Here is a 22,301-nt window from a genome sequence, read left to right as displayed (position 1 = left end):
GAATGTCCGTCACCCACGCTTCGTACAATGACATGGCCACGTCGAGAGAGCTGGCCGCTCGGCCGGGGGAGGAGAGGACCATGGCGAGACGCCTGCCGTCCAACCCGCCCGTGATCGGCGGTTTCAGTCCCGTCCACGTCCTCGGGTCCGGTGGCTTCGCCGACGTCTTCCTCTACGAACAGGACATGCCCCGACGACAGGTCGCGGTGAAGGTGCTGCTGGACGAGGTCGTCGACGACCGCGTCCGGCAGATGTTCCAGGCCGAGGCCAACCTGATGGCCCGGCTCAGCACGCACCCGTCGATCCTCACCGTCTTCCAGGCCAGCGTCGCCGCTGACGGCCGTCCCTACCTGGTCATGGAGCTCTGCTCGTCGTCCCTCAGCGAGCGCTACCGTCGCGAACCGATCCCGGTGTCCGAGGTGCTGTCGATCGGCATCCGCATCGGTTCGGCGCTCGAGACCGCACACCGTGAGGGCGTGCTGCACCGCGACATCAAGCCCTCGAACATCCTGCTGACGGCCTACGGCAACCCCGTGCTCTCCGACTTCGGCATCGCCGCGACGATCGGGGGCACCGACCCCGACGAGCCGATCGGCATGTCGATCCCGTGGTCCGCGCCCGAGGTCCTGATCGACGAGTCGCGCGGCACGATCCAGTCCGAGGTGTACTCACTCGCGGCGACGGTGTACTCGCTCCTCGCCGGGCGCAGCCCGTTCGAGGTCCGCGGTGGCAAGAACGGTGCGAACGACCTGATGCACCGGATCGACAAGGGCGGCGTGAAGCCGACCGGTCGCACCGACGTGCCGCCCTCGCTGGAGCGCCTGCTCGCCTCGGCGCTCTCCCGCAAGCCGCAGGGACGCCCCGCGACGGTGATGGAACTCGTGCGCGGGTTCCAACAGGTCGAGGCCGAGCTCGGCATCCCGCAGACGTCCGCCGACGTCGCGGTCGAGGCCTGGGCTATCTCGACGCCCACCCCGCACGGCGACCGCACCGTGATCCGTGAGCTGCAGCCACCCACCCGGGTCCGTGCGCGTCGTCGGACCCGCCGCGCGGTGCAGGGCGGGGTCGTGGCAGGCGGTTCGCACAGCGTCGGCACCGTGCACCGCACCGGGTCCGTGACCCGTGCCCGTCGCCGGACCCGTTCGACCCTGGTCTGGGCGACGTCCCTCGCCGTCGTCGTGGTCGCGGCCCTCGCGATCGCCACGGTCGTCGTCATCGGTCGGCTCGGCGCCGGGGCGATCCCGGTCGTGGCCGAGGTCCGTGCCGAGCCGTCGCCGCAGTCCGTGTCCTTCAGCTGGACCGACCCGGGGCTGCGCAGCGGCGACACGTACGTCATCTCGTCCAACGGGTCCTCGAGCCAGCAGACCGGCACGACGTTCGTCGTCTCCGGTGAACGCGGCGACGAGGAGTGCATCGCCGTCGCGGTGAACCGCGACGGCAAGACGGGTGCTGCGAGCGCGCAGAAGTGCGCGACGATCGGGAGCGCCGGGTGATCCGCGCCCTCCTCGCGAAGCACCGCTCCGCAGCCGTGACCACCGGTGCCTCGGTGCTCATCGCCGCCGTCGTCGCGACCACGGCCATCGTCTCCACCGGGTACCACACGCAACGCGTCGACCTCGGTGACGGCACCGTCTGGGTGCCCTCGGCCGAGTACGGCGCGGTCGGCCGGGCGAACACCGGCATCCTGCAGCTCAACACCGCGGTCGAGACGGCCAGCGACGACCTGTCCGTGCTGCAGCGCGGCTCCACCGTCTACAGCGTCGACGAGACCAAGGGCACGGTCGCCCGGGTCGACGTCGCCGACGCCACCGTGGGTGATGCGATCACGCTGCCTGCCGGGACGCCGCAGGTCTTCTTCGCAGGCGACACCGCGGTCATCGGCAACGCGGACACGGGTGAGCTCTGGTCGACCCCCGCGAGCGACCTCGCCGAGTTCGACGCGTCGGCCAAGGCCGACCTGACCCTGGGCGCCGACACCGTCTTCGACGCCTCCGACGGCCACGTCGCGGTCTACTCCGCGAAGACCGGAACGGCGTCGCTGGTCGACGTCGGCACGACACTCACCGTCGCCGAACGGTGGAAGGTCGACATGGACCGGGGCGACGACTTCCAGGTCGCCACGTTCGACGGGCACCTCGCCGTGCTCGACCGCACGAGCGGTGCCCTGTCGGTCGACGGGCGCACCGTCGAGCTCGGCGACCGGGTGGGGGCGTCGCCGGCCCTCCAGCGGTCGTCGGACACCACGGCCCAGGTCACGGTCGCGGGCACGGCGGGCCTGGTCCGCGTCAGTGCCTCCGGCACCGTGGACGCCACCGCGCTCGAGGTGTCCGGTCGAGCCGCGCGGCCCTACGTCGACGGCTCCTGCACGTACGCCGCGTGGGCGGGCGGACAGGCGATCGACACGTGCGACGGCAGCGCGTTGCAGCGGCTGGCGAGCACCGGCGGTACGAGCGAACTGCAGATCCTGCACAACGGCGACACCGTCGTCGCCAACGACCCGACGAGCGGCCGATCCTGGGCGATCGACCGGAGTGGTCAGCTCATCGACAACTGGGCCGACCTGATCAAGCAGGACGACGAGCAGCAGCAGGAGCAGGTCTCCGACGACGACCCCGAGGTCGACAAGGACCAGAAGCCGCCGGTGGCGGTGGACGACGAACTTGGCGCTCGTCCGGGACGCACCACGAGCCTCCCGGTCCTGCTGAACGACTACGACCCGAACGGTGACCCGATCATCGTGAGCGAGGTCGGCACCATCTCGAAGTCCGTCGGCCGCGTCGCGATCGTCGGCGACGGACAACGTCTGCAGGTCACGCTGTCGCCGCGCGCCACCGGGACCGTGACGTTCCCGTACACGATCACCGACGGCAACGGCGGTTCGGACACCGCGACGGTCCGGATCCGCGTGCGCCCCGACAGCGAGAACGAGGCGCCGCGGCAGGTCCGTGACACCTCGGCCGACGTCGTCCAGAACGGGCACGTGGTCTCGAACGTGCTCGGTGACTGGATCGACCCGGACGGCGACCCGGTGTACCTGGAGTCGGCCACCGCGTCGAACGGCGACCGGGTGTCCACCACACCGGACGGCCTGCTCGACTTCCGGAACGACAGCGGCCGCACCGGTGAGCGGTCGGTGCAGCTGGTCGTGAGCGACGGACGCGCTGACGGCCGGGGCGCCGTGACGGTGCGGGTGGCCAAGCAGGGCACCGTCCCGCTGCGCGCCGACCCGTTCCCCGTGTCCGGGTACGCCGGCAAGGCCTTCACGGTCGAGCCACTCGACCACGTGCGTGGTGGCAACGGCACCGTGACACTGACCAGCGTGTCGTCGGCATCCGGGCTCACCGTCACCCCGAGCTACGACGCCGGGACCTTCCGGGTGCAGGGGGAGCGGGCGGGCGACCACCAGCTCGAGTACACGGTGACCGACGGCGTGAAGACGTCGAGCGGCATCGTCCGGGTGACCGTCCTCGCGCCACCGGACGCCTCGACGGCGCCGATCACCACGCCGAAGACGGTGTTCGTCAACACCCTGTCCACCAAGGACACGGACGTCACCGCGACCGACATCGACCCGGCGGGCGGGGTGCTGCTCGTGACGGCGCTCGACGGACCCGGACGGGGCAGCGGCGTGCAGGCGAGCATCCTCGACCAGCACAAGGTCCGCGTCACGCTCACGGCGCCGCTCGACGGTCCGGTCTCGTTCGGGTACACGGAGACGAACGGGTTGGCGTCGTCCCCCGGCACGATCACCGTCGTCGAGATCCCGAAGCCCGACCGCATCCAGCCTCCGGTCGCCCAGCCCGACACCGCCACCGTGCGCGTCGGAGACGTCGCGAACATCGACGTGCTCGGCAACGACACCCAGCCCGAGGGCGAACCGTTGACGCTCCAGCCCGAACTGGTGCAGAACGTGCCGGGCAACGGCGGCCTGCTGTTCGTCTCCGGTGACCACCTGCGCTACCTCGCCCCGAAGACGCCGGGCAACTACACCGCCGTCTACCGGGTGGCCGGCCCCGACGGCCAGTACGCCGATGCCGCCGTGGCGATCTCGGTGCGCGAGCGTGACGCCGCGACCAACAACCCGCCGGTCCCGCAGACCGTCACCGCGCGCGTGGTCGCCGGGTCGTCGGTGCGGATCAGCGTGCCGTTGAACGGGATCGACCCGGACGGCGACTCCGTCCAGCTCGTCGGCGTGGGCTCCAACCCCGACAAGGGATCGGTCGCCGACGTCGCCTCGGACGCCCTGACCTACGAGGCCGGCGACTACTCGGCGGGTACCGACGAGTTCACCTACACGGTCGTGGACGCGCTCGGGGCCCGTGCGTCCGGCACCGTGCGGGTGGGCATCGCACCCCGCGCCGAGCAGGCCTCGAACCCCGTGGCCGAGGCCGACCACGTCACGATCCGTCCCGGTGGGTCGGTGACGGTTCGTGTCCTGCAGAACGACTCCGACCCCGAGGGCGGGCAGCTCACCGTCGCGCAGGCCGAGCCGACGGCCGAGGACGTCACGGCGAAGATCCTCCGGAAGCAGCAAATCCGCGTCACGCCGCCGAAGTCGGCGAAGCGCGGTGACTACGCCGTGCTCTACACCGTCGCGAACAGCAGCGGGGGATCGAGCACGACCTTCCTCACGGTGACCGTCGACCCGGACGCCCAGCCGCTCCGGCCAGAGGTCGACGACACGACCCTCGACCTGCAGGACATCCTCCGCCGGAAGAGCGTGACCGTCGACGTGCTCGACAACGTCTTCTTCGCCGAGGGCACCGCGGCCGACCTCCGGGTCGGGGTCGTCCCCGGCTACGGCGACACGGCGACGCCCACCGGCGACGGCCGCATCACGGTCCGGTTGACCGACGAATCGCAGGTGATCCCCTTCTCGGTCGCCCGGCTCGACCATCCGGACATCGTCTCCTACGGCTTCATCAACGTGCCGGGCTTCGACGACGCCCTGCCCCAGATCAACCGCAGCGCCGGCGCGGTCACGGTGAAGAGCGAGGCCACGGTCCGTATCCCGCTGCAGGACTTCGTCGTGACGGCGAACGGCGAGACCGCGAAGATCACCGACCGCGGCACGGTCAAGGCCACCCACGCGAACGGGCAGAGCCTGGTGGTGGACTCGTCGACGCTGCAGTTCACGTCGTCGAAGCTCTACTACGGCAAGGCGTCGATCTCCTTCGAGGTCACCGACGGCTCGTCGGCGAACGGCGGCAAGGGCCGCGTTGCCACCCTCGTGCTCCCGATCACGGTCACGCCCCGGTCGAACCAGCCGCCGGCGTTCGCGGGCTCCTCGATCGAGATGCAGCCGGGCGAGACGCGGAAGATCGACCTGACGAAGCTCACCGACTACCCGTACCCGAAGGACCTGCCGGAGCTCCGGTACTCGATCGTCGGCCGGCCCGCCGCTGGGACGACCGCGTCGATCGCGAAGCAGCAGCTCACCATCGCAGTCGCCGACACCGCGAAGAAGAACACCACCGCGTCGATCGGGATCGGCGTCGCGGACGACGCCAACGCCGGTCGTGCCGGCACGGTCGCCGTGGGCGTCGTCGGCTCCACCCGGCCGGTGGTCCAGCCGGGCGCCGACCGCGCGGTCACGAAGCGCGGGGCGACCACCACCCTCGACGTGCTGACGAACGACCAGCCGACCAACCCGTTCCCCGGCGAGCGGCTGCGCGTCGTGAACATCCGCGGTCTGTCCGGCGGACTCCCGAAGGGTGTCACCGTCACACCGAGCGGTGATCGCTCGCGTCTGCAGGTCGCGGTCGCCGGAACCGCGAAGCCCGGCGACGCGCACCTGCAGTACCAGGTGGCGGACGCCACGAACGACCCCGACCGGTACGTCTGGGGCGACGTCACGATCTCGGTGCAGGACGTCCCGGACGCGCCGGGGGCGCCCACCCGCACCGGCTCCTACGACGGTGGTCAGGCCACGCTGACCTGGGCGACCCCGCAGAGCAACAACTCGCCCATCACGGGCTATCGCGTCGTCGGGACCAACGGCGTCTCGAAGAACTGCGGGACCGCGACGGTGTGCACGGTCACCGGCCTCGACCCGAAGGAGTCCTACCGGTTCCAGGTCGTGGCGACCAACGCGATCGGTGACTCGAAGCCCTCGGCCCGCTCGGGTCCGATGAGTGCGGACTTCGTGCCGGCACCGCCGAAGGGCATCACGGTCACGCCCAGCAGGTCGACGCCGAACCAGCTCGACGTCAAGTGGGGCAAGGTGTCCGCGCCGAACAACGGCAGCGCGGTCGACAACTACGTCGTGACGATCGAGGGTCCGGGGCTGTCCGACACCCGCAACACCGGCACCGCCACGAGCACCTCGTTCACCGGCGCCCAGAGTGCCGCCCAGTACACGGTCACCGTGTCGGCCCGGAACGCCGCCGACCGCAACGGCACGGTGGTGCAGTGGAACTCGGCGTCCGCCACCGGGAGCGCAGTCGGTGTACCGACAGCCGTCTCCGTGGGGGATCCGAACGTCGACGCGTCCTCCGGTCGCACGGTCATCAGCGTCGACTACTCCAAGTCCGACGGTCAAGGTGCGCCGATCCAGTCGTACGCGCTCGTCCGGGTCGGAGGGCAGGTCACCTGCGGCCCGATCGGCGGCGGTCAGCAGGTCGACAGCACGGGCCCCGGAGGCGGGACACTGCGTGACGGCAACGCTGCGGACGGCAGCACGACCAGTTACGTCGTTGTGGCGTCCAACACCTACGGCTTCTGCAGCGTCAGCCGAGCGACGACGTCCGTGACGAGCTACGAGCGTCCTGGCCAGGCCACCACACCCTCGATCCGTGTCGTGAAGACCGACCAGGACAACGGCGTCTACCAGCTGGTCGCAGAGGGGTACGGCGTGAAGTCCGGACGCGCCGATCACTACCGTGTTCGCTACAACGGTGGTGGATGGCAGGACGCACCTTCCGGGCCCACGGCCGCACTGGGCTACGGGATGGCGGTCTCGATCGAGGTGCAGGGCTGCCGCGGACCGAGCAACAACTACGACTACTGCGGTCCCGCGTCTTCGGAATCCAACTCCGCAACCCCGATCATCACCAAGCCGATCGTGCAGCAACCCGTCGAGGGCACGGCCCTCAACGTTCAGGATCCGTCGAACGGTCGCGCCGCCCCCACGTACACCGTGCGCTTCGACGGTCGTGGGAGCGACGATCAGAACGTGGCCTACACGACGAACTCGGTCGTGCCGACATCTGCCCTGTCACCGCTCCGGACCACCACCGTGACCATTGAGGTGCAGATCGCCGGGCAGACGGACACCTGGACGTACGAGTCGGACGCGGCCCCCGCTCCCGAGCAGCCTGCCCCGGAACCAGCCCCCGGCGGCTGACACCCGCCGCCCCGACCCGCCAACGCCGCCCTCCCGCCACGACCGAAGGACCATCCCGCATGAGCATGACCCCGGAGCAGGCCACCTGGTTCGCCGACGTCGCAGGCCGCATCGTGACCAACGTCGAGCAGGTGCTCCTCGGGAAGACGTTCGTGATCCGCCTCGCGGTCACGGCGATGCTCAGCGAGGGGCACCTGCTCCTCGAGGACGTTCCCGGAACGGGCAAGACGAGCCTCGCCCGAGCGATGGCGCAGAGCGTGCAGGGCACCACGAACCGCATCCAGTTCACCCCCGACCTGCTGCCGGGCGACATCACCGGCATCAGTGTCTACGACCAGCGGACGCAGGAGTTCGACTTCCACCGCGGGCCGGTCTTCGCGAACATCGTGCTCGCCGACGAGATCAACCGTGCGAGCCCGAAGACCCAGTCCGCGCTGCTCGAGGCGATGGAGGAGTCCGCGATCACGGTCGACGGCGTCAACCACCGTCTCGCCGCGCCCTTCATGGTCATCGCGACCCAGAACCCGATCGAGCAGGCCGGCACCTACCGCCTGCCCGAGGCACAGCTCGACCGCTTCCTGATGAAGACCTCCATCGGCTACCCCGACCACGCGGCGACGGTGAAGATCCTCGAGACCTCGTCGGCTCCGTCGGCGTCGGTCCCGCTGGCGAGCGTCGTGCCCGCCGCGACCATCACCGAGATGGCCGCCCTGGCGCGCACCGTGCACGTCGACGCCGTGATCGCCGACTACGTCGCCCGCCTGGTGGACGCGACCCGCTCCGCGAGCGAGGTCCGCCTCGGCGTCAGCGTTCGAGGGGCGATGGGCCTGATCCGTGCTTCCCGTGTCCTCGCGGCGCTGAGCGGTCGCCACTACGTCACACCGGACGACGTGAAGGCGCTGGCCGTCCCGGTCCTCGCGCACCGCCTGGTGCTCGACGCCGAGGCCGAGTTCGACGGCGTCAGCGCACCGAGCGTCATCGCGCAGCTCCTGGTGGAGACCCCGCCGCCCGCCGACCGAGTCACGACGTGACGGACCGCCGGCCCGTCTCCACGCGCTCGCGCCGTCCGTCCTCGACGCGGTCGCGTCGTGGCACGACGGCGTACGAGCGCACGGGGACGGTCACCGGCATGACCAACGTCCGGACGCGGATCGTCGGTGACCGCGAGGGCGTCGCAGCGGATGCGGTCATCGGGATCGTCCGGCTCTGGGCAACGGCCTGGAGGCTCGTCCTGCGTCTCTGGGGCGAGGTCTCGTCCGTCGTCACCGGGCTCGGGTGGACGGTCGCCGCGCTGACGCTCGTCGCGTTCGTGGCCGGCTACCGCTTCGGTCTGCGGGAGATCGTCGTCGTCGGGTTCGCCGGCGCCGTGCTCGCGGTGGTCGCTGCGGTGGCGTTGATCGGCCGGTCACGGCTGGTGATCCGGATGCGGCTCCCGCAGCACCGTGTGGCGGTCGGCGACGACGCCGGTGTGATCATCACGGCCGAGAACCCCACGCGCCTGCCGTCGGTGCCGACCACCGTCGAGGTGCCGGTCGGATCCGGTCTGGTCGACGTCGCCATCCCGGCCATCGGGCCGCACGGCACCTTCGAACGGCAGGTCCCCGTCCCGACGCTCCGCCGCGGGGTGCTCGACGTCGGGCCCGTGACGGGGGTCCGCGCAGACCCCGTGGGACTCGTCCGCCGCGAACTCGTCTGGACCGCCCGCGAGCAGGTCATCGTGCACCCGCGCACCATCGCGATCCCGTCGACGAGTACCGGGCTGGTGCGTGACCTCGAGGGGCAGGCGACGACGGACCTGTCGCCCGCGGACATCGCCTTCCACGCCATCCGCGAGTACATGCCCGGCGACGACCCGCGCACCATCCACTGGAAGTCGACCGCGAAGTCCGGCGCGCTCATGGTCCGGCAGTTCGAGGACACCCGTCGCTCGCACCTCGTCGTCGCGCTCGGCATCGCCCGCGGTGAGTTCGCCGACGACGAGGAGTTCGAGCTCGCGGTGAGCGCGGCCGCCTCCCTCGGCGCGCGGGCGATCCGTGACGGCCGTGAGGTCTCGGTCGTGGTGTCCCAGCGCACGCCGGAGTTCGCGAAGCGTGCGGTGTACGCCGTCCGGACGCTCCCCACCGTCACGCCGACGCGCCTGCTCGACGACTTCGCCTCGGTCGGCCTGGCCGACGCCTGCCTGCCGATCGCCGAGGTCTCCCGGATCGTGGGGAGCGACACCGACGGCATCTCCGTCGCGTTCCTCGTCGTGGGTTCGACTGTCGGCCTGCCCGCGCTCCGACTCGCCGCCACGCGGTTCCCCGTCGGGGTGGAGGTCGTCGCGGTGATCTGCGAGCCCGAGGCCCAGCCGCGGTTCCTGCGTGTCGCGGGTCTGACGGTGATGACCATCGGCTACCTGGACGACCTCCGGCACGCCCTGCACCGATCGGCGTCGGCAGCATGAGCGCCGCACCCGTGACCACCCCGGCGCCGGCGCCGGACCGGGCGAGACGCTCGACCCGACGGTCCGACCGTCGCGATGCCCGCCGGCTCGTCCCGTTCCGCCTCGCCGGCGGCACGCTCGCGGTCTGGCTGTTGCTGGCCGTCGCGAGCACGTCCTGGTGGCCGGTGTACCGGGACGGCGCGATGGTCACCGCCGCGGTCACCGCGATCGTCATCGGGACGGTCGTCGCGCTCCTCGGCACCCTGCTCCGGCTCCCGATGGCCGTCGTGGCGATCGCGACCGTCGCCGCGTTCACGCTGACCGGCGTCCCCGCCGCCGTGCCGAGCCAGGCGAACGGCCTGCTGCCCACCGGACACGGACTCCTCGACCTCTTCGCCGGCGTCGCCCTCGGCTGGAAGCAGCTGGTGACCATCAGCCTTCCGGTGGGCTCCTACGAAGCGCTCCTCGTGCCGTACTTCGTGACGCTGCTCGTGGCGACGGTGACCGCCGTGAGCGTGGCGACCCGCGCCTCCAGGCAGGAACTCGCGAGCATCCCGGCACTGGTGCTCTTCGCGGTGGGCGTGGTCGTCGGGCCGAGCCGGCTCGACACGTCGATCGTGACGGCGGTCGTCCTGGTCGGCCTCGCCCTCGTCTGGGCGTTGACGGTCCGGCACGCGCGTCGCGCGGTCGCCGTGGCGACCACCATCGGTTCCCGCGTGCCGGTCGCACGGTCCATCGTCCGACCCGCGCTCGTGGGCACCGGCACCATCGTGGCCGCGGCGGTCGTCGCGACCGGGCTCGGCCTGGTCGCACCGCCCTCCGGCGACCGCACCGTCGCGCGCACCGACGTCGTGAAGCCGTTCGACCCCCGCGACTACGTCAGTCCGCTCAGCGGGTTCCGCGCCTACGAGGAATCCACCGCCTCGGACGCGACCCAGCTCCGGGTGACCGGCCTGCCCGAGGGCGGGTTCGTCCGCATCGCGACCCTCGACACCTACGACGGCGTGGTCTACCGGGTCGGCGGTGCCGACGGCTCGGCGGGCTCGGGCACCTTCGAACGCGTGCCGACCTCGGTCGACGTCCGTGGCGTCCGGGGCACCACGGTCGACGTCGGTGTGACGGTCGACGGGTACCGCGGTGTGTGGCTGCCGACGGTCGGCGACCTGGAGCGCGTGGAGTTCACCGGGAAGGACGCCGACGACGAGCGCGGCGCGTTCTTCTACAACGGATCGACCGGCACCGGCGCCGTGGTCGGCGGAGTGGGAGACGGCACGTCCTACGACCTGACGGCGGTGCTGCCCGACCAGCCGACGGAACGGCAGCTGGCCACCGCGCGGCCGGGGAGCGCAGCGGTCCCCACCGCACGGGACGTCCCCGACGCCGTGCGCGACACCGTCGAGTCGACGACGAAGGACGTGTCGGCACCCGGCGCGAAGCTCCTCGCCGCCGTGCAGGCACTGCAGCGGAAGGGGTACGTCAGTCACGGTGTCGGTGACGACCGGATGAGCCGGTCCGGCCACGGCGCCGACCGTGTCCAGGAACTCCTCACCGCGCCCCTGATGATCGGGGACCAGGAACAGTACGCCGCGGCGGCCGCGCTGATGGCCGACCAGATCGGGTTCCCCGCGCGGGTCGTGATGGGCTTCACGGCCGGGGGTGACTCGGGCAGTGACGGCACCGCAGCGCGTGGCGGGACGACGACCTTCCGCGGGTCCGACGTCACGGCCCGCATCGAGGTGGACACCGCGCAGTGGGGGTGGGTGATGCTCAACCCCAACCCCGAGGTGCGTGAGATCCCGGACGAGCAGCAGCAGACCCCGCAGCCGGTGACCCGTCCGGAGACGGTCGTGCCGCCGCCCCCGGTGGACCAGCAGGACCAGGACCAGCAGACGCCTCCGGAGAGTGACCGGAACACGCCGCCGGTGCAGCCGCTCTGGCTCCGGATCCTGCTCGCAGTGCTGCCCTGGGCCCTCGGGACCCTCGGCGTCGTCGCACTCGTCCTGCTGCCGTTCGCCGTGATCGTGCTGCTGAAGCGACTGCGACGGCGACGACGGCGGAACGCCACCACGCACCGGGGTCGCATCGTCGGCGCCTGGGACGAGTACCGCGACGCGCTGCTCGACCGTGGGCACGACGTACGGCGATCCGCCACCCGGCGTGAAGCCGTCGTCGGTGCTCCGGGCGACGGCGGGACCGGACTCGCGGCGCTGGCCGACCGTGCGGTGTTCGGTCCGAGCGACGCCGACCAGTCCACCGCCGATCGCATGTGGGCGGCGACGGACGACGCGATCGGTTCGCTCCGGACCGGGCGGACCCGGCGGGAGCGGTTCCGCACCGCCGTGTCGCTCCGGTCGCTGCGGGGAACCGGGCGTCGTCCGACGGCACGGTCCCGTCGTGGAACCGACGGCCAGGCTGCGTCGGGGCGCGGCGACTACGATGTCCAGAGGCCGGACGAGCGTCGTGGACGGCCGAGTGAGGACAGAGGCACCACGTGATCAGATGCGAACACTGCGGATCGATGCTCCCGGACGGAGCGATCTTCTGCGGTGAGTGCGGACGCGCGGTCACCGCCGCGGCGAGCCGTCGCCCGGTCGCGCCGACCCCCGTCGAACAGGCACCGCCGCCACCATTGCAGCAGCCCGATGCCCACGGCCGACGGTCCGACCCGGCCTCCGACGCCTGGTTGCCCGAATCCACGCTCGACCCCGCCACCCGCGCCTGGCTCACCGGTGCCGACCGCCGTGGAACCGAACCGCCGGCACCCGTGCCGGTGCAGCGTCCCGACGACTTCGCGCCGCGCCAGGCGCCCTCCCACGTGCACGGCGCCGGATCCGGACTCGGGGACTGGTCGGGCGCGCCGGGCCAGTCGGATCCGGAGCCGGCTCTCGACCCCGACGCCTACCCGTCCGAGCCCCTCGACGCCGACGACCCCGAGCGCACCCGCATCGCCCCGGCTCCGGGTCGCGCGGCGACGCCCGCCGCCCCGGTGCGCGATGCCGCGACGCCGGGCCCTGAGCAGACGGCGCAGCAGCCCGTCGCGCCCCCGCACACCGCGGAGCCCGCTCTGCCCGTGTGGGCACCGCCGGCCGCCACCGCACCCCCAGTGGCACCCGCCGGTCCGTCCTGGTGGGTGGGTCGTGGTACCCCGGCTGCCGAGACGCCGTCCGAGCCGGTCGTTCCGCCGGTGCCAGGAGCACCTGCCGACCCGGCCGCCGAGCAGGGCACCGCGGCTCCTGCGTCGGACCCACAGGACGGACCGGACCCACAGGGCGAACAGGATGCCCAGGCCGGCTCCGAGCCGGAGCGCGACGAGGTGATCGTGGCTGCGTCGGAGACGAGTGCCGCCGACGACCAGCCCGCCGTCATGTCGCCCCCGCAGCCCGGGGACACCGCCGTGGTCGAGCCGCTCATCGACCGACGGCCGCCGCGTCCGGCCCCGCTCGTCACCCCCGGCATGCACGAGACGACCATCTGCCACGTCTGCGGCAACCGGCTCGAGCCCGACGACATCTTCTGCGGCGAGTGCGGAGCCGTCCGCCCGGCGGTCACCGCGGCCTTCACCGGCCCGGTCATGCCCTTGCCGATGACCCGACCCGACTGGGCAGCAGAGGGCTCCGACGAGACCCAGGGATCTGACGGCATCGAGGGGTCTGACGGCGCCCAGGGGTCTGACGGCACCGAGACGTCCGGAACGACCGACGATGCGGACGAGCCGGCCGGGGGCTCGTCCGAGCCCGCAGGCTCGGACGAGTCCGACGAGAACAGCGCCGACGAACTCGCTGCGCACGACGAGCAGGGCGATGAGCCGCACGACGAGGTCCCGGTGGACGACGAGCCGGTCCGCGCCGGGGTCGAGCAGGCCGGTTCGGGCCGTCGCGCCCGGAGGGCGCACGCTGCCCCGGTCAGCGAGCCCGAGGCGTCCGCCGTACCGCGCGTCCCGCTCCCGCCGGTGCCCGGTTCCGCGACCGTCCCGTCCTCCGCGCCGTCCGCCACCGCGCCCGGTGCGCCACTGGCTGCGCCGCTGCCCCCGATCCCGGGAGCGACCGGACCCGCGCTGCCGCTCCCGCCGGCGAGCCCGTCCGAGTCGAACGCCGGAGCCGATGAGTCCGACGACCCCGACGACGACGTCGACGAGACCCGCATCGTCGCGAAGACCCCGACCCGGGCGCCGTTCGTCCTGCACTTCAGCACGGGTGAACGGCTCGGGGTGCACGGCACCGGTCTGCTCGGCCGCCTGCCACGACCGCAGCCGGGGGAGCGGTACGACGACCTGCTGACCGTGCACGATCCGGGCAAGTCCGTGTCGAAGACCCACCTCGAGCTCGGCCGCGACGGCGACGACCTGTGGGTCTCCGACCGGTTCTCCGGCAACGGCACCGTGGTCCGGCACATCGACGGATCGATCCGCCGCTGCGAGCCCGGTCGGCGGTACCGCGTCGAGCGTGGTGCGCGCGTCGACATCGGTGAGCAGTTCTTCCTCGTGCAGTAGGCGACTTCTCCACAGATCCCGTCGCGGACCAGCGCTGGGCCGTTCGCACCTGGTGCGATGGGGACATGTCCCGCTTCACCGCCCGCTGTGTGATCGTGGGGGCAGCGGTCACGCTCGTCGTGGCCGGTGTCCTCGCGCCGATCAGTGGTGCCGGGCAGAGCGTCCTGCTCGGCGCGGGCGCGTGCTGCGCCCTGGTCGACGTCGTGCTGCACCGATCGGCGCCGCCGGATCCCGGAACCCGTCCGGCCCCGGTCGTTGCGCCGCGTGCGCCGGACCAGCCCGCCGCGGCCGATCCCCTCGGCTCGACGGCGCAGCCGACGGGCACGACCTCTGCGGACGGTGACGGCACCCCGGCACTCGTCCTCGGGCACGGGTCGGGCGGCAACCTGCTCCGCGTCGACGCCGGCTCCCACATCGTGGTCGTCGGGGCCGGAGCACTCGCCGTCGCGGTGTTCCGCGGGCTCGCCGAGCAGCTCCGCGCCGCTGCCGTCCACGCCGACGACGACCTGCGGTGGGCCGTCGCGCCAGGACTCCTCGACGCCGCGGGCTCCGGCATCGACGATCCGGTCCCGACCACCTCGAGCGCGCCGTCAGTGGAGACCCTCCCGCCGGGGACGTCGGTCGCGGTGTGGATGGGCACCGACGGCCGACCGCACGGCACGGTGGTGCTCGTCCCCGGACTCGGAGCAGCGCCCCGACACCGGGACGTCACCGTGGAGGTCTCGCGGTACGGCTGTTCCGTCCGTCGACTCGACGGCCACGGGGTCGTCCGCGTGTTCCCGGCACTGCCGGTCCTCGCACCTGACCCCGTCAGCGAGGACCCGAGATGATCAGCGCCGACCGAGGATCAGCACCCGCGACGGATCAGCGCAGCCCGGCACCGACGCGCACCGTACCGACGGGGACGCCACCGCCGAGCACCCGCTCACCGGTCGCCTCGAGCACCTCGGCCACGCCGTCGGACGCGACGAGCCCGTTCCGCTCGAGCAGGGCAAGGGCCGCCAGGGTGCCGGCCCGCTGCGAGCCGTCGAGCACCTTCACCGCCACCGCCGCGCCGCCGGGCAACCCCATGACCATGACGCCCTCGGCACCGAGCTTCGCCAGCACCTGCAGTCGCTCGATGGTGACCGTGTTCGCACGCCCGACACCGTCGATCGCCCACGGGTGCGCCAGGACCGCGTCGGTCAGCGCGGCGGAGTCGTCGTCGGCCCGTGCCACGACACCGGCGAACCCGCGTGCCAGCCCCGTCAGGGTCAGCGGGAACACGGGGGCGCCGCAGCCGTCCGTGCCGACCAGGTCGACGGTCTCGTGCGTGTACTCCTCGACCACGGAACGCACCCGCTGCTGCAGCGGGTGCTCGATGTCGAGGTACGTGGCCTCGTCCCACCCGTTCACCCGGCAGGCCGCGAGCATGCCGGCGTGCTTGCCGGAGCAGTTCATCGCCAGTCGGCGGGGTCCGTCCATCGTGCGGGCGGTGCCGCGGTCGAACGGCATGTCCGGCGGGCAACCGAGGTCGGCCTCGACGTGGTCGAAGGACTCGAGCATGTGCAGGGCGAGCGCCTGGTGCGCCGCGGTCCCGGCATGGCTCGCGGTGGTGAGGACGAGCTCCTCGTCGGAGAACAGCGCGCCGGCGCGTCGGACCGCCAGGGCCTGGAACGGCTTCATGGTGGAACGCGGGTAGATGCTCGCCGTCACGTCACCCACGGAGTCGATCACCGTGCCGGTCGCGTCGACGACGACGCCGGCACCGACGTGTCGGCTCTCGTCGAACCCTGAGCGTTCGAGCACCGCCAGCTCGACGGAACCGTCGGCGGTGAGAGGATGGCGATCACTGCGGACTTCGGGGCTCACCGTCATGCCGCCATGCTAGCCAAGGCGAAGGGGCACACCCGTGCACGACCACTCCTACGAGGTCTCCGTCAGCTGGACCGGCGACCGCGGGACCGGCACGTCCGGGTACCGCGACTACGGCCGCGAACACGTGGTCTCGGCGACGGGCAAGCCGGACGTCCCCGGCTCCGCCGACCCGACGTTCCGCGGGGACCGTGACCGCTGGAACCCCGAGGAGATGGTGGTCGCGGCGCTGGCCCAGTGCCACATGCTCAGCTACCTGCACGTCGCGGTCACGAAGGGCTTCACCGTCGTGGACTACCAGGACACCGCGACCGCGTCGCTCCGCCTGAACCGTGACGGTTCGGGTGAACTGACCGAGGCGACCCTGCACCCGGTCGTCACGATCCTCGAGGCCGACCGCGTCGCGGACGCCGAAGCCGCACACGTCACCGCCAACCAGCTCTGCTTCATCGCACGCTCCGTGGCGTTCCCGGTGCACCACGAGCCGCAGCTGGTCGTCCGACCTGCGTCATTGGCAGGGGACTCTTCGACTGGTGGGGCAGACTAGGTCCTCGTGAAGCGTCTCCGCCTGCTCCCGATCGCCATCGTCCCCGCCGTCGTGCTGGGACTCGCCGCCTGCTCCGGCTCCGGTTCGAACGGGTCCTCGGCCTCGCCGACCCCGTCGGCCAGCGCCACGGCCTCGGCGATCACCTCCTGCCCCGACCCGGGCAAGGCCTCCGACGCCGTCGAGGCAACCGGGTCGTTCGGTGGGACGAAGGCCCCGACCGTCAAGTTCGCCTCTGGCCTGTCCGCGAAGACGCCGCAGGCCACCCGGCTCGTGAAGGGCAAGGGCGCGGCGCTCGACGAGGGCGACTACGCGCAGGTGTCCTACAGCGTGTACAAGACGTCGGACGCCAAGAAGCTCGGCACCGTCGGCTTCGACGAGGGCAACCCGCAGGTCCTGTCCGTCGGCGGGTCGGGCTTCGGCGCACTCCTCGCCTGCTCGAAGGTGGGCGACCGGATCGCCGCGGTCGGACAGTCCTCGGCACTCGGGTTCAACACCGGCGGCGAGATCGTCGTCGTCGCCGACGTCGTCGCGCAGACCCCCACCAAGGCGAACGGCACCCCGAAGGACCAAGACCCGGCCCTGCCCACGGTCACGGACAAGTCGAGCGGCGAGCCGGAGATCACGATCCCCGACGGCGTGAAGGCGCCCACGAAGACCACGGTCGAGGTGCTCAAGCAGGGCGACGGCTCCGCGATCGCCGACGGCGACACCGCACTCGTGCAGTACAAGGGCGTCGTCTACGACACGGGCAAGGAGTTCGACTCCTCGTGGTCGAAGGGCGTCCCCACCACCTTCACCGTGTCGGAGAGCGCGCTCATCAAGGGCTTCGTCACCGGGCTCGTCGGGCAGAAGGTCGGCTCGCAGGTCCTGATCGTCGCCACGCCGGAGGACGCCTACGGCGCCAACCCGCAGGAGGGCTCGGGCATCCCGAAGAACGCCACGCTCGTCTTCGTGGTCGACATCCTCGCCAAGGGCTGATCGTGACGGACGGCGGCCTCGGCAGCACTGGTCCGGCCCGCAGACGCATCGTCGTCCTCGGCAGCACCGGTTCGATCGGCACCCAGGCGCTCGACGTCGTCGCCCGCAACCCCGACCGGTTCGAGGTCGTCGGCCTCACCGCGGGCAGCAACCGCGATCTCGTCGCCGAGCAGGCCGCCCGTTTCGGCGTGCGCGACACCGCGTTCGGCGCGGCCGACTCGGAACGGCTCGTCCGGAGCGTCGAGGCCGACGTCGTCCTCAACGGCATCACCGGTTCGGTCGGGCTCGGTCCGACGCTGGCCGCACTCGAGAGCGGTGCCACCCTCGCCCTGGCGAACAAGGAGAGCCTGATCGTCGGCGGCTCCCTCGTGCAGCAGGCTGCGGCACCCGGGCAGATCGTGCCCGTCGACAGCGAGCACTCCGCGATCGCGCAGGCGCTCCGCTCCGGCGTCGACACCGAGGTGCAGCGACTCGTCCTCACCGCGAGCGGGGGTCCGTTCCGCGGGCGCACCCGCGAGCAGCTCCGCGACGTCACCCCTGCCCAGGCGCTGGCGCACCCCACCTGGGACATGGGGCTCGTCGTCACGACGAACTCCGCCACCCTGGTGAACAAGGGGCTCGAGGTCATCGAGGCCCACCTGCTCTTCGACGTGCCCTACGACCGCATCGACGTCACCGTGCACGCGCAGTCGATCGTGCACTCGATGGTCGAGTTCGTCGACGGTTCCACCATCGCCCAGGCGTCGCCGCCGGACATGCGCCTGCCGATCGCAGTCGGCCTGGCCTGGCCGGACCGGGTGCCCGGCGTCGGCGTGCCGCTCGACTGGACGACCGCGAGCACGTGGACGTTCGAGCCCCTCGACCAGGACGCCTTCGGCGCCGTCGCCCTCGCGAAGCGGGTGGGTGAGCTGGGTGGGACGTTCCCGGCCGTGTTCAACGCCGCGAACGAGCAGGCCGTCGCCGCGTTCCACGCCGGTGCGATCGGTTTCCTGGACATCGTCGACACGGTCGAGCGCATCGTCGAGGAGCACACCGCGGGGGAGCCGTCACTCGACGGCGTGCTCGCGGCGGAGCAGTGGGCGCGCACCGCTGCGGACCGCGCGCTGACCCGCTGACGCGAGACGCGCCTCCCGTCCGACGCGGAGGCGGCAGACCGCGGACGGCGACGGACAGGAGGCCCAGCTCGCCTCTCAGACGGCGCTCGGCTCCGTCATGGAATCAGTCCCGTACTCTTTCCCGGTGACCGTCGAATCCGTCCTGCTCTTCGTCCTCGGCGTGGTCGTCTTCATCATCGGCCTGCTGGTCTCGATCGGACTCCACGAGCTGGGACACCTGTCCTTCGCGAAGCTCTTCAACGTCAAGGTGACGCAGTACTCGCTGGGCTTCGGCAAGGCGATGTGGTCGTTCAAGCGGGGTGAGACCGAGTACGGGATCCGTCCGATCCTGCTCGGTGGGTACATCTCGATGGTCGGCATGCTCAAGCCGCGCGCCTCGGGCCGGGCGAACGCCATCACGAACACCGGCATGTACGGCGCGTTCGTGCAGGACGCCCGCCAGGCCAGCGCCGAACAGATCGCGGACTCCGGTGGCGACGACTCCCGTGCCTTCTACCGCCTGACGCCGTGGAAGCGGATCATCGTCATGGTCGCGGGCCCGGCCATGAACCTGGTGATCGGCATCGTGCTGTTCGGCGTGCTGCTGTGCGGGTTCGGGGCGCCGACCACGACCTTCACGTCGAGCGTCGGGTGCGTGCTGCCGAACAGCCAGACGACCGAGTGCTCGCCCGGCGACGCGGTGTCCCCGGCGAAGCAGGCCGGCATCGAGTCCGGTGACGTCGTGCTCTCGGTGAACGGCGAGCAGGACCCCACGATCACCCGCGTCTCCGAGGTCTTCCAGGAGTCCGCCGGTGAGCAGGTCACCGTGGTGGTCGAGCGCGACGGTGCCCGGAAGACCCTCGAGATCACCCCGACGACCGCCACTCGCGACGTCTACGACGCCGAGGGCAAGGTCGTCAAGAACGACGACGGCACCACGAAGACCCAGCGTGTCGGCGTGGTCGGCGTCAGCATCGGGCAGTCCCTGGTGCGGCAGTCCCCGGCCGAGGTGCTGCCCGCGACCGGCGCCCAGATCGCGGCGTCGGCGCACCTGATCATCGACCTGCCGCAGCGCCTGGTCGCGGTGTGGAACGCCGCGTTCGGCGCCCAGGAGCGGTCGCAGGACAGCCCCGTGTCGGTGGTGGGCGTCGGCCGTGCGATCGGCGAGGTCTCGTCGATGAGCGGTGTCCCCGTGGTCGACAAGGCGTACACGATCCTCGGGCTGCTGGCCTCGCTCAACATCGGCCTGTTCGTGCTGAACATGGTGCCGCTGCTGCCGCTCGACGGCGGACACATCGCGGGCGCGCTCTGGGAGGCGATCAAGCGACGGTCGTTCAAGCTCGTCGGCAAGGCGGACCCGGGGCCCATCGACCTGGCGAAGACGATGCCGCTGACGATGGTGGTCGTGGTGCTGCTGGCAGGCATGAGCGCCCTGCTCATCTACGCCGACATCGTTCGTCCGGTGAACCTCTTCGGGTAGGGCTGCCGAGCCACTACGCTCAGCGCATGAGCACAGCCGCCACGAACCCGCCCGAGGTTCGCGCCGTCGAACGCCAGGGGCTCGACGTCATCGCCGAGTCCGACCGGAAGGGCACCCCGAGGGGGCTGTTCTGGCCGTGGTTCGCCGCCAACATCTCCGTCCTCGGCCTGAGCTACGGCTCCTTCGTCCTCGGCTTCGGCATCTCGCTGGCCCAGGCGACGATCGTCTCGGTGATCGGGGTGGTGTTCTCGTTCCTGCTGTGCGGCGTCGTCGCGATCGCCGGCAAACGCGGCTCCGCGCCGACGATGGTGCTGAGCCGTGCGGCCTTCGGGGTCCGCGGCAACCGGGTGCCGTCGTTCCTCAGCTGGGTCCTCACCGTCGGGTGGGAGACGTCGCTCGCCGCCCTGGCGGTCCTGGCGACCTCGACGGTGTTCACGGAGCTCGGCTGGGACGGCGGGGTCCTGACGAAGATCGTCGCGCTCATCGTGGTCGCCGCACTGATCGTCGGAGCCGGCATCGCCGGGTTCGACGTCATCATGCGCCTGCAGACCGTGATCACCGTCGTCACCGCCGTGTTGACCGTCGTCTACATCGTGCTCGCCGCGCCGACCATCGACTTCGCAGCGCTCGGTGCCCTGCCGTCCGGCAGCGGGCAGAACGTCATCGGGGCGCTCGTCCTCGTGATGACCGGGTTCGGACTCGGCTGGGTGAACGCCGCCGCCGACTACTCGCGGTACCTGCCACGGAACGCCTCGACGGGCGGGGTCGTCGGCTGGACGACGTTCGGCGGTGCCCTCGCACCGGCGGTCCTCGTGGTGATCGGCGTGATGCTCGCCGGCTCGTCACCGGACCTGAACGACGCGATCGGAGCCGACCCGATCGGCGCGCTCACGACGGTGCTCCCGGTCTGGTTCCTCATCCCGTTCGCGATCGTGGCGATCCTCGGGCTCGTCGGGGGAGCCGTCCTCGACATCTACTCGTCGGGCCTCGCACTGCTGAGCGTCGGCGTGAAGATCTCGCGTCCGGCCGCCGCGGGCGTCGACGGCGTGATCATGGTCGCCGGTGCCGTCTACGTCGCCTTCTTCGCGCAGGACTTCATCTCGCCGTTCCAGGCCTTCCTCGTGACCCTCGGCGTCCCGATCGCCGCGTGGGCCGGGATCTTCGTCGCCGACGTCCTGCTCCGTCGACGCGCCTACGCCGAAGCCGAGCTCGACGACCGCCGCGGGCGCTACGGCGACGTCCGGTGGCTGCCCATCGCGCTCGTCGTGCTCGGTACCGTGCTCGGGTGGGGTCTGGTGACCAACACCTACGGCGTCCCGGCCTGGCTCAACTGGCAGGGCTACCTGCTCGGCCCGTTCGGCCTCGGTGGCCGCGAGGGGCCGTGGGCCTACGCAAACCTCGGCGTCCTCGTCGCCCTGGTCGTCGGGTTCCTCGGCACGCTGCTGTTCGCGCGCGGGTCGATCCGCCGTCAGGAAGCACTCGGCACCCCGGAAGCACTGCGCACCCCGGACGACCTGCGATGAGCGCGGAGATCCCCGACGACGCCTGGCTCGTCGTGATCGACATGCAGCAGGTCTTCACCGGCGAGAACCCGTGGGCCGCACCGCGGTACGACCACGCCGGCGCCGGCATCGAGCGGCTCCTGCCACGGTTCACGGGCCGCACGGTGTTCACCCGCTTCGTGGCTCCGGCGGAGCCCCAGGGCGCGTGGGTGCCGTACTACCGCGACTGGCCCTTCGCACTGGTCCCGGACGCCGACCCGCTGTACGCGCTCACCGAGCCGTTCGCGTCGGCGGCAGCGGACCGGAACGACCCCGTCGTGACGGAACCGACCTTCGGCAAGTGGGGGACGAGCCTCCAGGCCGTCGTCGGCGACCACCCGCACCTGGTGCTCACGGGGGTCTCGACCGACTGCTGTGTCCTGTCGACCGCGCTGGCGGCGGCCGACGCCGGTGCGACGGTGACCGTCGTGGCCGACGCCTGCGCCGGCGGGACCGACGAGGACCACGACCGTGCGCTCGCGGTGATGCGGCTCTACGCACCGCTCATCACGGTCGTGGACTCGGTCAGGGAGCTCTGAACGGACGCACGG

Annotated in this window: 14 protein-coding genes; 13 read left to right on the top strand and 1 reads right to left on the bottom strand. The window is 71.7% G+C overall.

Annotated features, from left to right (window positions below; genetic code table 11):
• Nucleotides 1–80 precede the first annotated feature (80 nt).
• From BIU89_RS03660 to BIU89_RS03630, 7 genes are all read left to right on the top strand, one after another.
• Nucleotides 81–1,493: a serine/threonine-protein kinase gene (locus BIU89_RS03660; protein WP_071244787.1), complete on the top strand. Its 1,413-nt coding sequence runs from the start codon at nt 81–83 to the stop codon at nt 1,491–1,493.
• Nucleotides 1,490–7,345, top strand: coding sequence for an Ig-like domain-containing protein (locus BIU89_RS03655; RefSeq protein ID WP_139178770.1), 5,856 nt, complete (start codon nt 1,490–1,492; stop codon nt 7,343–7,345). The genes BIU89_RS03660 and BIU89_RS03655 overlap by 4 nt, the downstream gene beginning before the upstream one ends.
• 59 nt (nt 7,346–7,404) lie before the next feature.
• Nucleotides 7,405–8,376 (top strand): AAA family ATPase, encoded by a 972-nt coding sequence (locus BIU89_RS03650; RefSeq protein ID WP_027465773.1) that lies wholly within the window; start codon nt 7,405–7,407, stop codon nt 8,374–8,376.
• Between the two features lie 98 nt (nt 8,377–8,474).
• Nucleotides 8,475–9,788, top strand: coding sequence for a DUF58 domain-containing protein (locus BIU89_RS03645; RefSeq protein ID WP_051596797.1), 1,314 nt, complete (start codon nt 8,475–8,477; stop codon nt 9,786–9,788).
• A complete protein-coding gene (locus BIU89_RS03640) occupies nt 9,785–12,262 on the top strand; it encodes a transglutaminaseTgpA domain-containing protein (protein ID WP_071244785.1) in 2,478 nt (825 codons plus the stop codon). The genes BIU89_RS03645 and BIU89_RS03640 overlap by 4 nt, the downstream gene beginning before the upstream one ends.
• The gene (locus BIU89_RS03635; protein WP_139178768.1) at nt 12,259–14,256 is read left to right on the top strand and encodes a zinc-ribbon domain-containing protein; all 1,998 of its coding nucleotides are present in this window, start codon (nt 12,259–12,261) and stop codon (nt 14,254–14,256) included. The genes BIU89_RS03640 and BIU89_RS03635 overlap by 4 nt, the downstream gene beginning before the upstream one ends.
• 65 nt (nt 14,257–14,321) lie before the next feature.
• Nucleotides 14,322–15,086 carry a hypothetical protein gene (locus BIU89_RS03630; protein WP_071244783.1) on the top strand — a complete coding sequence of 255 codons (765 nt, stop codon included), beginning with the start codon at nt 14,322–14,324 and terminating at the stop codon, nt 15,084–15,086.
• Between the two features lie 34 nt (nt 15,087–15,120).
• Here BIU89_RS03630 and BIU89_RS03625 read toward each other — a convergent pair whose 3' ends face one another.
• The gene (locus BIU89_RS03625) at nt 15,121–16,113 is read right to left on the bottom strand and encodes an asparaginase (protein WP_071244782.1); all 993 of its coding nucleotides are present in this window, start codon (nt 16,111–16,113) and stop codon (nt 15,121–15,123) included.
• Nucleotides 16,114–16,147: 34 nt separating this feature from the next.
• On the opposite strand from BIU89_RS03625, the gene BIU89_RS03620 reads away from it, so the two are divergent.
• The 6 genes from BIU89_RS03620 (at nt 16,148) to BIU89_RS03595 (ending at nt 22,289) form a co-directional block, all read left to right on the top strand.
• Complete coding sequence (locus BIU89_RS03620) at nt 16,148–16,657, top strand: OsmC family protein (RefSeq protein ID WP_027465770.1); 510 nt, start codon at nt 16,148–16,150, stop codon at nt 16,655–16,657.
• A gap of 6 nt (nt 16,658–16,663) precedes the next feature.
• Nucleotides 16,664–17,635 (top strand): FKBP-type peptidyl-prolyl cis-trans isomerase, encoded by a 972-nt coding sequence (locus BIU89_RS03615; protein ID WP_071244781.1) that lies wholly within the window; start codon nt 16,664–16,666, stop codon nt 17,633–17,635.
• A 2-nt stretch (nt 17,636–17,637) separates the two neighbouring features.
• Nucleotides 17,638–18,750, top strand: coding sequence for a 1-deoxy-D-xylulose-5-phosphate reductoisomerase (dxr, locus tag BIU89_RS03610; protein WP_071244780.1), 1,113 nt, complete (start codon nt 17,638–17,640; stop codon nt 18,748–18,750).
• 124 nt (nt 18,751–18,874) lie between these two features.
• On the top strand, nt 18,875–20,209 hold the full coding sequence (locus BIU89_RS03605; protein WP_173034034.1) for a M50 family metallopeptidase: 1,335 nt from the start codon (nt 18,875–18,877) through the stop codon (nt 20,207–20,209).
• Nucleotides 20,210–20,235: 26 nt separating this feature from the next.
• Nucleotides 20,236–21,732 (top strand): purine-cytosine permease family protein, encoded by a 1,497-nt coding sequence (locus BIU89_RS03600; RefSeq protein ID WP_071244778.1) that lies wholly within the window; start codon nt 20,236–20,238, stop codon nt 21,730–21,732.
• Nucleotides 21,729–22,289 carry a cysteine hydrolase family protein gene (locus BIU89_RS03595; protein WP_083404134.1) on the top strand — a complete coding sequence of 187 codons (561 nt, stop codon included), beginning with the start codon at nt 21,729–21,731 and terminating at the stop codon, nt 22,287–22,289. Before BIU89_RS03600 ends, BIU89_RS03595 begins: the two co-directional genes overlap by 4 nt.
• Nucleotides 22,290–22,301 lie beyond the last annotated feature (12 nt).

The sequence above is a fragment of the Curtobacterium sp. MCBA15_005 genome (assembly GCF_001864855.1).
Lineage (GTDB): Bacteria > Actinomycetota > Actinomycetes > Actinomycetales > Microbacteriaceae > Curtobacterium > Curtobacterium flaccumfaciens.
This window is presented reverse-complemented; position numbering and strand designations above follow the sequence as displayed.